This window comes from Arcicella aurantiaca (genome assembly GCF_003148625.1).
GTDB lineage: Bacteria > Bacteroidota > Bacteroidia > Cytophagales > Spirosomataceae > Arcicella > Arcicella aurantiaca.
In genome coordinates, this window is the sequence record NZ_QGGO01000036.1 from 44,091 (window position 1) to 57,664 (window position 13,574).

Annotated in this window: 14 protein-coding genes and 1 pseudogene; 3 read left to right on the plus strand and 12 right to left on the minus strand. The window is 33.8% G+C overall.

Features of this window, described 5'->3' with window-relative positions:
• Positions 1-11 precede the first annotated feature (11 nt).
• Positions 12-317 carry a hypothetical protein gene (locus LV89_RS25735; protein ID WP_229201577.1) on the plus strand — a complete coding sequence of 102 codons (306 nt, stop codon included), beginning with the start codon at positions 12-14 and terminating at the stop codon, positions 315-317.
• Positions 318-550: 233 nt separating this feature from the next.
• Here the strand turns inward: LV89_RS25735 and LV89_RS22015 are convergent, their stop codons facing one another.
• The 12 genes from LV89_RS22015 to LV89_RS22070 form a co-directional block, all read right to left on the minus strand.
• Positions 551-1,690, minus strand: a complete 1,140-nt coding sequence (locus LV89_RS22015; RefSeq protein WP_109745091.1) for a DUF3179 domain-containing (seleno)protein — start codon at positions 1,688-1,690, stop codon at positions 551-553.
• Positions 1,691-1,696: 6 nt separating this feature from the next.
• On the minus strand, positions 1,697-2,245 hold the full coding sequence (locus tag LV89_RS22020; protein ID WP_109745092.1) for a carboxymuconolactone decarboxylase family protein: 549 nt from the start codon (positions 2,243-2,245) through the stop codon (positions 1,697-1,699).
• A complete protein-coding gene (locus LV89_RS25350; protein WP_158279661.1) occupies positions 2,226-2,369 on the minus strand; it encodes a hypothetical protein in 144 nt (47 codons plus the stop codon). The genes LV89_RS22020 and LV89_RS25350 overlap by 20 nt, the downstream gene beginning before the upstream one ends.
• A 52-nt stretch (positions 2,370-2,421) precedes the next feature.
• On the minus strand, positions 2,422-5,193 hold the full coding sequence (locus tag LV89_RS22030) for a TonB-dependent receptor (protein ID WP_109745094.1): 2,772 nt from the start codon (positions 5,191-5,193) through the stop codon (positions 2,422-2,424).
• A 154-nt stretch (positions 5,194-5,347) separates the two neighbouring features.
• The gene (locus LV89_RS22035; protein ID WP_109745095.1) at positions 5,348-5,917 is read right to left on the minus strand and encodes a carboxymuconolactone decarboxylase family protein; all 570 of its coding nucleotides are present in this window, start codon (positions 5,915-5,917) and stop codon (positions 5,348-5,350) included.
• 555 nt (positions 5,918-6,472) lie between these two features.
• Entirely contained in the window at positions 6,473-7,204 is a 732-nt protein-coding gene (locus tag LV89_RS22040; protein ID WP_146199231.1) for a hypothetical protein, read from the minus strand.
• Between the two features lies 1 nt (position 7,205).
• A complete protein-coding gene (locus LV89_RS22045; protein WP_109745097.1) occupies positions 7,206-7,667 on the minus strand; it encodes a hypothetical protein in 462 nt (153 codons plus the stop codon).
• 7 nt (positions 7,668-7,674) lie between these two features.
• Entirely contained in the window at positions 7,675-8,832 is a 1,158-nt protein-coding gene (locus tag LV89_RS22050) for a hypothetical protein (protein ID WP_109745098.1), read from the minus strand.
• Between the two features lie 4 nt (positions 8,833-8,836).
• Positions 8,837-9,472, minus strand: coding sequence for a response regulator transcription factor (locus LV89_RS22055; RefSeq protein WP_211321255.1), 636 nt, complete (start codon positions 9,470-9,472; stop codon positions 8,837-8,839).
• A gap of 154 nt (positions 9,473-9,626) precedes the next feature.
• The gene (locus LV89_RS22060) at positions 9,627-10,715 is read right to left on the minus strand and encodes a sensor histidine kinase (RefSeq protein ID WP_146199232.1); all 1,089 of its coding nucleotides are present in this window, start codon (positions 10,713-10,715) and stop codon (positions 9,627-9,629) included.
• Positions 10,716-10,933: 218 nt separating this feature from the next.
• Complete coding sequence (locus LV89_RS22065; RefSeq protein ID WP_109745100.1) at positions 10,934-11,623, minus strand: LytR/AlgR family response regulator transcription factor; 690 nt, start codon at positions 11,621-11,623, stop codon at positions 10,934-10,936.
• A complete protein-coding gene (locus LV89_RS22070; protein ID WP_211321256.1) occupies positions 11,616-12,542 on the minus strand; it encodes a sensor histidine kinase in 927 nt (308 codons plus the stop codon). Before LV89_RS22070 ends, LV89_RS22065 begins: the two co-directional genes overlap by 8 nt.
• Before the next feature lie 488 nt (positions 12,543-13,030).
• Here LV89_RS22070 and LV89_RS22075 point away from each other — a divergent pair, with 488 nt between their 5' ends.
• The gene (locus tag LV89_RS22075; RefSeq protein ID WP_109745102.1) at positions 13,031-13,252 is read left to right on the plus strand and encodes a hypothetical protein; all 222 of its coding nucleotides are present in this window, start codon (positions 13,031-13,033) and stop codon (positions 13,250-13,252) included.
• A gap of 62 nt (positions 13,253-13,314) precedes the next feature.
• A pseudogene (locus LV89_RS25630) lies at positions 13,315-13,574 on the plus strand (hypothetical protein); the annotation flags it as partial.

The following is a 13,574-nucleotide window of genomic DNA, read 5'->3' on the forward strand; positions in this document are numbered from 1 at the left end:
AGTATATTTACATACAAGGTAAAAAAACAAATGCCCAAGTATTAACTGTGATTGATGTTTTCAGTCGATGGAATATGGAACATATTATCAAGTGGACTATCCGTCAAGAAGATGTCGTTATTTTATTCGACAAAATCTTTGAAACTTATGAACTACCTGATAATTTTTATGTTAGAAATGACAACGGCAGTCAATTCATCGCAGACTTAGTTCAACAGTATTTCCAAAATAAAAATATCATCCAAGAGTTTACTGGGCGGCACTCCGCAAAACCAGCTACGCCAGAACAGAACGCTCATCATAGAATCTTATCATAGTATCATGGAAAGTGTCGTCTGCAAACGTTACGAGTTTGATGATTTAAACGATGCTATTCTTACCATGAATCAATTTAGAGAATTCTATAATTTTAAAAGAATTCACTCGGGAGTCAAGTACAAAAGTCCATATAGATTTCTCTTAAACAGAGGTATAGATATGAAAAAACTAAAACTAACAAACTGAAAAATCTGTCCTGAAATTTGGGGGTTAAGCCACCACGATGTAGTCTTCAATAACGCTTTGTTTTAGGATGAAATGTCTGCCAACTATGCCAAAATTCTTGATAGGCATTTATTCTTTTGAGAGAAATTTTTAAATCAGTATTTGTTCCTTTCAAATCAAAACGTCGATTTTGCGTAATTAAAGAATCATTTTTAAGGCTAAATTTCATTTGAATATCAGGTCTTTCAAAGGCAAAAAAACTTTTATTGTCAGATGCCAAAGCTACTACTACGGGTTTATTGCCGATTTGAATATTGACAATTCGTTCTTTTAATAAACGATTCCAATCAATGGCAATACTTTCTTGATTGAGCTGAATACCTACCACCCACGATTTACGTTTCCAAGAGAGAGAATCCGTACCTGTCAATTCTTTTTTCGATTTCCCTGATTCATATTTAGCTGTACTGTCATAATTATCTTTGAATTTCAAGTCAGGTTGCATGATTTTGGAATCAGGATAAAGTTTCAACCATGTATCCAAAGACGTTTGCTGAGCTTCTAATTCGGGTAAATACGTACCTTTCAACTCGCCCGTAATGGCTTCACCATTGGCTTGTCTCCACCAAGATTTGGTTGTTTCATCTTCAAACATAGCATTGAAATGATCCATGCCTACTAATCTAAATTTTTCAGGTTTCCCATTTACCAAAGGCTCAAAAACTCGTCCTGTTCGGCAAACGGTGCAGTAAGTAACCATAATGGGTTTTCCGCCCAAAGTATCTCTTACTTGATGATGATAACCGATTAAATAAATTGGGTAGGCTTTTGCTTCGCCATTGATAGTTACGCCTAAAACCAATCTGGTTGGCTTAACTTTATTGATTTTTGTTCCTACCAATTGAAGATTATCAGGTTGATAAAACATAACATCGGCAGCCATCTGAAAATTGAAGGCATAACTAACTCCTGCAATCAGCAACAAAGCTATAATAGCCAGCCACTTTTGGGAACGATAGGCTTGCATCACACCCAAGAGTATCAAAACACCCAATATCAGTCTAAAAACCCAGCGGTAAGTATGCAAGAAATAAGCTATATCAATACTTCTCATTTGCTGACTACCTGGCATAGGCATAATGAAATAGACATTGAGAATCTCAAAAATGATGAGTCCGATAATACCAATATAGAAAAGGGATTTCATGGGTTATTAGTTGGGGTTTGAGTTGGCATAACCTGTTTTTTCAGCAATATTTTTAGCCCTTTCTTTATACATTTCTGGAGCATCAGGGGCAAAAGTTCCTAAACCATCTACATAGCGATTAAACATACAAAAAGCAGCGGCAATCAGAACCGTATCGTGAATTTCAATATCGCTTGCTCCTTCCTCTTTTGCTTTCTGAATTTGGTCTTTATTTACAAATTTTCCGCCTTGTTGTACATTTTTGGCAATGCTCAAAAGTGACTTCATTTTATCTGAAATGGGGGCATTTTGATAATCAGCCTTTACTTTTTGTACTAACTTTTCATCGTCAGTAGCATAATATTGAGCTACTGCCCCATGAATATTCTGACAGAAAAAACAATCATTTAAAGCTGAAACGAAGGCGGCAATTAGTTCTCTTTCGCCCTTCGTTAATCCTTCATCTGAACGGAGTAAGGTTTCAGCTAAGATATTGAGAGGATGAGCAGTATCAGGTCTGAAAGCCATTAATCCTCTTATTCCGGGAAGGTCATTTTCAAGATTTATATGAGACATTTCCACCTAATAATTCAGGAACGGCAACGGGCAACGATGCCGACATTAAAGTAGATACCGTTCCGCCAAAGAGGTAAACAATCATGCAAAAGGTAAAGGCGATGTAATTGTTTTTGGGGTTCATGTGGTTTGGGGTTTGTAAAATGTAACACGAGAAAGATTCCGTGTTAAGAATTTTATCTAAACAATTCATCAAAATTCAAGCTCACATAGTACAGTCCACCCACGGCTGGCGAGCCATACGCCTGTACAACGTATTGATTGGTGAGGTTGCTTGCTCCTATTTTTACGATAGTTTTTAAATTGGGAACTCTATAACTTACCTGAGCATCCACTAAACTATACGCATTGATTTTGCCGGGAAGTGGCGTGGTAAATGTACCGTACCAATCAAAAGCACTTTGCCAATGCCATGCCACGCTAAATCCTAATTTTTCGGTTAATTTAGCATTACTCAAGGTCAAATTGGTTTTCCATTTGGGCGTATTGAAAGCAGGAATATTACTTGGATTGGCATCTAAAATATTAAAGTCTGACCACGTAGTATTGCCATTCAAACGATAGTTTTTAGGTAAAACATAAGATAATCCAACGCTAATACCTTGAATAGAAACCTTGTCTGCTGCATTAGTATAAAGTTGATAGAGTTGTGTTTTACCGCTTAAAATATCCGTTGCCGCATTGAAATTTGATTTTCCGTCTGCTCCTAAAACATCACTATTGGGTGCCATCACAACGGTATTTATCAAGAAATCTTTGTATTGACTGTTATAATAATTGATGTCGAACAATAATTTATCGGTCAATAAACCTTTATAACCAACCTCAAAACTCTGTACTTGTTCTGGTTTGATATACGCCACATTCGATTTCACCAATTTGTCTTTGTTATTAGCAACCGCCACAGGAAAAGGCACTCCACTGGCTACTTCTTTGCCAAAAGCTCCCCCAAACGCACTCACTGAAGCAATTGTATAAGAATTGCTGTACGCATTGGCTTCTTTGGTATCTTTTGAATTTACGGGAGCTCCACCTAAAATAATAATTGGTCCTGCATTCAATTTGATGTATTGGTCGCCAATGGTCGGATTGCGGAAACCAGTTTGATAGCTTGCTCTGAAATGCTGATTTTCTTTTGGACTAAATACTAAGGAAGCACGGGGCGTAAATCGTCCCTCGAAGTTTTCATTTTTATCGTATCTGCCTGATAATGTTAATTTTACCTTTTCTTCTAACAATGATTTTGAAGCCTGAGCAAAAAATCCATATTCTTGATTAGTCAAATTTTTACCCTTATCATCAAATAAAGTTCCTTGCGTATCCAAAGCGAATTTTCTAAAATTTCCGCCAACTTGCAGATTCATAAATTTCAAATCAGAACTAAAATCATACATTCCTTCAAGATGAATTAACCCACAATGGCTATAAATCCCTGCACCGCTAAGCCCTTGTGTTTCAATGAGTTTTTGTTTAGCGGCTTCAAATTCAGGAGTATTTGGCAAAATTCTTCCTTGGTCGGCAAAACCTCTTGCGGTAGCATCACTATTCCCAGAAATACCCGAAATTTTACCCGTAAAAGCAGCAGTATAACGTTGAAACCAAGTAGCATCGGCATCTTGGAGAGCTACGGTATTGCCATTGAGGTCTTTTACCCAAGTTTTATTGATTAATTGCCCCAATGAACGGATTTGATAAGAACTATTAGAATTTTCCTGACTTGAATATCCTCTGAGATAAAACTTATTATTTTTTAATTCTAAACGGTGTTGTGTAAAGGCAAAGCCATTTATTCCAAAACGCTGACTTCCAGTGTATTGTGCAACACTTTCGCTATAACTAATTTGATAGCTTGCTTCTAAATTATCGTTAAACCGATACACCAAAGCACCGCCTACTTTGGTACTCCGCACACCATAATTTGCCAAATATCGTTCTTCATAACCCGTGCGTGATACTCGCCCGATGCCCGCAATTGTCTGTGCAACTTCATCACCATAAATATTCAATTGATTTTTTCCTGAGTTATTTATTCCACGACTTGCTTCGGCGGTGTTGGCATCAATATCTGTTAAATCGTTAGCGTACCAATCCGTTCCGCCTAAATGAGAAATGTTGATTTTGAAAGCTATTTTATTGTTAAACGCTTTGGCATAACGCAAGGCTAAATCAACCATTGGCTTTGCTCCAAAGTCTGTTCCATCGCCAATATGGTTTACGCCAATTTTGGTTTGAACACTAAGTCCTTGATAATCAAAAGGATTTTTGGTACGAGTAGAAAGTAAACCATTAAAAGCCACAGGTCCATACAAAGCCGAAGCTGCCCCTGGTATTAGTTCTACACTTTCTACATCAATATCATGTGGTCCAAAAAGATTACCCATGGCAAAACCTAACCCTGCCGATTGGCTATCCATGCCGTCAACTGTTTGTAGAAATCTACCATTTCCAGTAGAATTAAATCCACGAGTGTTGATGGCTTTGTAGGTTAAACTGCTCGTTACCATGTCGATACCTTTTAGATTGACTAAGGCATCAAAAAAGTTAGCAGAAGGACTTTGTTGAATGGCTCTAATGTCCATTTTCTCAATCGTAACGGGCGATTTCATGATATTTTCTTCTACTTTGGAAGCCGATACCACTACTTGTTCTAATAATTCATTACCCGTTTTCAAGGCAATTGACAATGTATTATTATCCGAAACTTTCACTTCCTGACGCTCATAACCAACCATAGAAACGATTAAAGTAAAAGGCGATTTTTCATTAGATTTTAAAGAAAATAGCCCCTTTGAATCAGTAACAGTACCCGAAGTTTTCCCTTTAATTTTGATGGTTACGCCCGCCAAAGGTTTTTGGGTTTCCGCATCCGATATTGAACCCGTGATATTTTGGGCGAAAGTAGTAATCGTACTGATTAAAAAGATGGTTAAAATGTAAATTTGTTTCATGGGTTTTTATATGTTTTACTTTTAGTCGCTTGCCTCTGGCGAGTGACGGCTATTATCAGGCTTCCAGCCTTCTGAAATGTACTACAATTAGGCAAGATGCCTATTAATAATCGTCACTCGCCAGAGGCAAGCGACTAAAATATGAGGAATCCGTTTACACCACTTCTTTCTTCAATTGCTCATAAATAGAAGGCACACGATTGTAGCCATTGGTGGTAATTCTTTCGCCTAATTTTTGATAAAATGCTGGTTCTGTGGGAGTTGTACTTGCCATACCGTCCACGTATTTGTTGTAAAGACAAAAAAGAGCAGCAATCAGAACGGTATCGTGAATTTCTCGGTCGGTTGCTCCTGCATTTTTGGCACGTTCAATTTTTGAATCTGTTACCTTTTTACCACCTTCTTGTGTTGCGGCTGCAATGGATAATAACGCCTTCATTTTCTCTGAAACAGGAGCCGTTTCAAAATCCTTTTTCACCATTTCACAGGTTTGGGATTCGCCTAAAAGAATATCTGCCGCTGCTGTATGGGCAGTTGTACAGAAAACGCATTGATTGCGAGACGATACCAACGTGGCAATTAATTCACGCTCCCCTTCTGTCAGTGTGGATTCTCCACGCAATAAAATTTGTGTTAATTCACGAATGGGTTTTGCCGAATCTTGACGGTATTCCAATAAACCTGTGATTCCGGGTAAATGACTTTCTAAGGGAATATGTGGCATTGATTTGAAAAATTAAATTATTATCAATCGTAATTATACTCTTTTAGTACCTCTAAAAACGAACGTTCTTTTGGAAGCCCATTTTTAGATTACCCTATCTTTTTATTATTTTTTGTATAGTGTACCGACGAAACAAAGTTATACCCTAAAATATTTTTCCAAATATATGGAATATTGAATTATTTATTCCAAAAATTTGGAATAAATAATTTTAATTTAAAGTCCAACAAAAAAGATTTAATTGTTATTTTTCAATCAAAAACTATAACATAATTTATAAAAAATACATTTTTAGTTCAAAACACAAGCAATCACCTAAATAGAAGCGAATCAAAATTCCAATAAAATGGAAAAATTATTCAATATTCATAAGAAATTTAGGGTTATTTATTTGATTGATAAGAGTACGGTGGCTGTGCGACAAATCGTAGATAATTCCGTTATTTTATAAAATCATGATTTCTTTCTTAAAATTATTTTGTACACAAAAAAGCAAGCCTTTTGAGCTTGCTTTTGAATATAAAACCTATATAATTTTCTCGCTTTTAAGTAGAATTAAGTGGAAACTTTCAATCCACGATTCCTTGACAACCAAACACCATAAGCCATTACAACGAAACATAAACTCTCAATGACCATCCTAAATATGCTGATTTTATAGTAAAGAATAACATCGTCATTAAAAATATTTTTTGATAGTATATAAATAAATATTGATAAGACAGATTGAAGTAAGATACCCCACGATATAATTAAAATACCATCTTTGGTACTATTAGAACGTAGATTTTTTGCATAGAAATTTTTAAGATAAAAAAAAGATAAAGCAATGTTGTAACTCGAAAATATAAATGAGCCTACTGGTTGAGAATCTTTATATCCTTCCAACCAAATCGTATTGATAATTTCAGCAATGAACAATACAAAAGTAACTATTTGGATAGGTCTTGTATATTTATTACCAAGAGAATACGAATACGCTAAACCATAAAAAAGTATTTCATTGAGATAATAGAAGGGCGAAATAAAGAAGGTATCATCAATTTCATATTTTTGTAAATAGGGTAGAAAAAAAGTTGTATAGTGTTTTACTAAATAAATAAAAAGTATTTCGCCAATGGCTATCACAAAACCAATTAAAGTAACATAAAACAAAACTTTCATAGCTTTGTCTAAGTGGTAGTTTTTTCTACAATACAAGCTAATAACAAATAGCATACCTCTTGACAGTATCAGAAGGTACGCACACAATTCGAGGACTTGTTTTGTCTTATCTGCTTGTATCATATTATGGAAGTTTAACTTTATAGCCATCACCACCAGCTCCATCATCTCCACATCTATCCTTTGCTATTTCAATCACAATTGAATCATTTTCACAAGGATAAACTATTAAAGAATTAATTTCTTGAACACTAAAAATGGCTATTATAACGGCTTGAGAAATAGCAAAATCTCCTAATCCCAAAGGAATATTTTTGTCAAACGGGTAAAAGTCACAACTTTTCCCATTATTTTTTAATTTAATCAATAACCCATCTGAATTCTCTATGTTAGAAAGGCACATTTCCCTTGAAATGCAGTAAAAAAAGACTTTTTCTCTGTTTTGTTCTTCTCTTTTTCTGTGATGAGTTAAATACTCTTCAGCATCTTGTTGTTTTTGTTTCACAATCACAGACCAAGTAGCTGGAGGACGATTTGTAGGCTCAACATAAGTCAAATAATACCTCTTTGCTAATAATTTAGACATATTTTTACTATTTAGATGAAAAAATGTTTTTAAGTTCAAACTCTTGATAAGTATTTGTAACTAATAAGTTCTCATAATTATAAATTGGAGAAAAATATGTAGTTTCATTTATGGTAATTTGTAAGAATACATAATCCTTCTGGTTGGCATTGATGGTAACTATTTCATAATCTGGTTTTTCATGATTTAGCTTGATTTGCTTGCCATCGACTTTGATGTATAAAATATTCTGTACACCAAGTGGTTCTTGTATTCCAAGAAAAGTAAGTTGATTTTCTTTCTCTTCGAAAAAAATAAATTCAAGTTTTATTTGTTTATTCACCTGAGCAGGTAGATAATATGTAACACCATAAGTATTTGTTCTTGAAAGAATTTCATCAAAGGAGCAATACCTTGTTTTATAGTTTACATTTGTACCATATAATTCTAATTCCTCTGGACTCACTCCAAAATAATTTTCCAATAATGAATATTTTTGTGACGCCACAATTTCTGCAAATTGCTTTACCATCAATTCATCTTTAAGTCCTGTCGTGTTATAACTCTGTAAAGGCTCAGGTATAAAATCATTCGCATAGAAACCTTTGTTTTGAGCAGGCAAAAAGTTCGTTACAAAATCCATTTTTACGTGTTTCTCATTGGCAATTTGGAACTTATTATGTCTATTTATTAATTCATTATAAACCCATGCTACTTTACAAGTTGTTTCTGTACTGCGAGGGTCAAGGGTTAATATCCAAAATTTATTATCAACATTTTTATACCCTTGTACGACAAATGTATGTAGGGTTGAAATACCAAAAAGTGGATAAAAAATTCCGTTAAAAATGATTGGAGAATTCTCAGATATACACTTCTCAATAAACTCTTTTGGAGGAAAACAACTTGATTGATATTGAGTACAGCCTATTTTACCTAATATTTCTTCTAAAAATAATGTTTCAAAGTATTTTTTATTAGAAGGCATGGTACTCTGAATGTATCTATGTGAGGTATTTTCATTAGTCAAATACTGGTTAATGCAATCTCTTAATTTTATTTGACTTACTACGATTTTCTGCTGTCTTGCAACCATATCAATACTTGCTGCCCAACATAGTTCAGATTCAACCATTTTTATGGTAGGGTCTAAAGCAGAGTCTAAAAGATGTAATTGTTCATCCATAATTTTATATTAACCGCATTTCCAAAGCCTTAACAACAGCCTCAGGTGCAGAATTGACGTGGAGTTTTTCGTAAATATTTTTAATATGTGAGTGTACTGTGCTGAATTTGATGTCGCAGGCATCGGCTATCATTTTGTAACTCATGCCTTTTACCATACAGCCTAAAACTTCTTTTTCTCGCTGTGTCAATTCTATAAATGTGGGTTGTATCCTCACGTATTGACTCTGAAACATGGCTAATACTTTGGCTGCAATATTGGGTGATAAATGTGAGCCTCCTGCGTGTACTTCTTCTATGGCTTGTATATATACTTCGGGATTGGGATTTTTCACTACGTATCCGTTTGCCCCTGCACAAATTGCTTTGAAAATATGGTCTTCGTCTTCATACACGGTTTGGATTAAAACTTTTATGTTGGGATAAACTTTTTTTATATCAATCATCGCTTCAATTCCTGTGATATGAGGCATCTGAATATCCATCAATACAACGTCAGGATGATGAGTTTTCATTGCCCAAAGTGCATTCCGAGCATCTGAAAATGAACCCGCTAACCAAATACTATCGGAACTCGCCAAATACATTGAAAGGCTTTCTCGTAGGTTTTTATTATCTTCAAATAGCACAACCCGAATCATAATTTTATCATTAATTAGAGAATTTATTTTGGATAATAGTGTATAGACTCTCTTTGTTATCATCACCATAAATTTGCCTCTTTTAAAATTCTTGATACAAAACTATGTTGAATTATCTACCCAAAAAATCCCCAATATTGGGGAGAAAAAAGTTTTAAATTAAGGGTATTTCTAATAATACTTTTGTTCCGATACCTTTCACCGAATTAATATTAAGTCTCATTTCATTATTTTCTGCTCTTTCTTCAAAATTGCGTAAACCATTGCCTTCAGTAGCTTGATTTGGGTCAAACCCAACTCCATTATCGCTAATTTCAATGATAATTTGATGATTTTCCATTAAGATTTTCACCTCAACTTTAGTCGCTTTTGAATGTTTTACAATGTTGTTGATAGCCTCTTTATAAATCATGTACGCATTTTTTCTGGCATCCATTGAGAGAGTATTTCTACTGCTATCTACTTGGTTTTCAAAATTTAATGAGATGCCTTTCGCTGCTAACACTTCAGTAGAAAAGCCTTTCATACGGTCTATAAATTTTTGAAAATCATCATTTTTAGCTTGAATCGCCCAAATAGTGTCTTGCATTAACTGCACAGATTCAGTGGAATTATTTGTTATTTTATCAAGAATTGGTAAAAGTTCTGGAGGGGATTTCCGACGAAGTAATTCTACAAATATGGCAATACTATTGAGGTTTGAACCCACTTCATCATGTAAATCGGCGGCAATTCTATTTCTAACATCTTGAAGTTTTAGTTTTTGTCGGAGATTATAGAGTGAGAAGAAATAAACCGCTATTCCTATCAGAAAAAGTACATAAATAATGATTGAGGGTAAAAAGTATCCCTCTTCCCAAATAACTTTCGCAATATTGATGGATATTTTGGCAATCGTTTTTTTATCATTTGGATTAGTACAAATTTCCAAAGAATAATCATCTCCCTCTAACGCTGGTATTTGTACGATAGGTTCATGACCAATTTCCATCCACTGATTAAATTTTTCAGTATGGGGGATTCTAAAAAAATAGGTAAAATTTGGATTGCTCGGACTGAATTGAAGCGTAATTACTTCATTGTATTTAAGAAATAGCTGCTTTCTGTGAATAATTTTTTGGATAGAATCTTGAGAAATATCTCCTTTCTTAAAATGCCAAACACTTCTTATCTGTAAATTCTGGGTAAAGGCAGAACTGGATAAAATAATAAGGCAGGATAATATTGAGGGCAGTTTTTTCAAAGCATTAGGCAAGGCAAATATTTAATAATGAGCGACTTGTCCTAAATATAGCACTTGGCGAGATATTACTTTAAAAAATGAAGCATTTTTTATTTAACGGTAAGTAAAACCTCTGTAAAATGTTGGTAGTTCATACAAAGTATCTATTTATGTGTTAAACTCACAAAATTAAAACAGCGTACTTGTCTAATTCTAATAATCAGCGAATTAAATCCACACTATGTATCTAAAAAAACACCGATGGTTTCTTTGTAGCCTCGCCCAATTGGAATGGTGAAGCCATTTACTTCAACCATTTCAGCATTAAAGGATTCAATTTTTTGTATTGAAATGATAAAGGAACGATGAATTCGTTTAAAGAGATTTTCTGGCAATAGTGCTTCTATTTCACCCGTTCCCATTTTTGATAAGTATTCATTCTTAGTCGTCACTATTTTGATATATTCTTTTTGACTTTCAATAAATATGATTTCTGAAAATAAAACTTTCACTTTCTTCTTTTGAACATTCACGAAAATATAATCCTTTATCTCCAAGTTTTTCACTTCAGATGCAATAGTTTTTACTTTGTTTACTGCCATAAAAAAACGCTCAAACTCAAACGGTTTTAGCAAATAATCTGTCACATTCAACTCGAAGCCTTCGACGGCGTATTGATGATAAGCAGTTGTGATGATGACGCTCGGCGGATTAATCAGTGTTTTTAGAAATGCCATACCCTTGAGTTTTGGCAAATGAATATCCAAAAAAATCAGTCCTACCGTATTATTATGTAGATATTCAGAGGCAAGAAAAGCATCTTTGAATGAACCTTGAAGGTCTAAAAAAGGGATTTTAGAAATATAATCCGCTAATACTTTTACCGCTAAGGGTTCATCTTCAATGATGATACATTTGATATTAGACATGGCTTTTTAGATTTATCTTTAATGTTGCTGTAAAGTCAAATTCTCCCTGAAAAACGTTTACTTCATAATCCTTATAGAGTAGTTCTAATTGCCTTCTGAGATTGGAAAGTCCAATGTTTTCTCTCGAATTTTCATGACTTGGAGACTTCTCCGTTGAGTTTTTTACGATAAACAATAATAAATGATTTTGGACAGACAAATGAATATCTACAAAAGGATTATTTCGAGTTTCTGATACACCATGTTTAAAGGCATTTTCAACAAATGGAATTAATAAAAGTGGTGGAATTTCTTGTTTTATATCTTCTATGGAATGATTAAAATTGATTATCAAAGATTCATCGTACCGTAGTTTTTCAAGGGAAATGTAATCTTCCATAATTTTCAATTCTTGTTCGATAGCAATAAAATCGACATTGGTTTGGTACAACATGAATCTTAAAATTTTGGATAATCGTAAAATAGACTCAGATGCTAAAGGGTCATTGTCTCTTGCCAACGAATATATATTATTGAGGGTATTGAACAAAAAATGTGGATTGGTTTGAGATTTAAGGTAATTCAATTCTGCTTCCTGTTTCTCTATTCGTAGTTTTTGAGCTGTTTCCTTTAAAACTCTAAAATCATAAGAATACTTAATAATGCCGATTACGATAGCTGAAAAAAGCCCTCTTGGAAAAAAATTAGATAAGGCATCTCTTGTCGATTTATATTCAGTAAAAGCGAAATAAATATGTAAGCTAACGCCAATATTTCTCCACCAATAAAATCCAAAGGAAAACATAAATATATAAAACACGAAAATAAAGGGTAGCATCAAAAGTCTCTTCCATCTGAACTTGATAAATGGAATCGAATACTCAAAAATGAAAAAACTGATTATCATTACATAAATCATCAACCAAATACTGTTAGCCATTTTTAAAAAAAACACATCTGTATTTGATACATATTCGACGAATAAATCAAATGATAACAAGATTAATCCTACCCATAAATAAAATTTAATTTTTTCTTTAAACACCTCTTTGTGATTTTTTAACGGAAGTATGTATTTAATGTCGTAAAACAACATCTTTTCGAGTGAAAATATACCATTTTTCAATCATAAAACACTTTCGCAGGAAGTCTAATGTTGGTTAAATTGGACTACTTTCAAAAATTTGTCAAATCTAATTTCAATACGTCATGGCGTTGTCTATAAATGTTTCGAGTGCAAATAAAGGCAATGTTTATTTGCAAAAAAAATAGTAACAATTTGAATATCATCAAAATACATTAATTTTTAGTTTACGGTTCTGAAATTCATTGATGATAACCTGTCGTTGGTTTACTCAAAACGGTTGTATATTCAGACTAACATTTTTTGTTTTTTTCGGCTACTAAATTTGAAGAAAAAACAAAATTATGACAAAAAAACTGACCTCTTTATTAGCCCTTATTTTATTGGCTACCACACTCCAAGCCCAAGTTGAACCCAATGCAGGCAACTGGAAAACGTGGTTTATTTCTTCTGGAAAAGATTTTCGCTTGCCAGCACCTTCATCATCAAACAAAAATGAAATTGTTGAGGTACTGGACATTCAAAAGAAGTTAAACTCGAATGCTGAGTATATGTCAAAACTTTGAAAAGAGCCAAGCAATTTGTAATATGGGTTTACCAAGACACATAAAACAGATTGCACTGGCTCATGGAGGATAAAAATACAACCATTGATTTACAATTACAAAACTATTTACCGTGGCATAAAGCCCGTTTAAAGTTTCTTAATTTATTTATTGTTTCTCTAATTCGTAACAGAAACATTAGTTACAGTAAAAATGCGGTAACCCTTAACAACCGAGAAACGTGTACAAATCTTCGCAGGATTCAGCGTTTTTTTACTGAATTTTCCATTGATTTTGACATAATTGCTCAGTTATTGTTAGCTTTAATTCCTATTAAAGCACC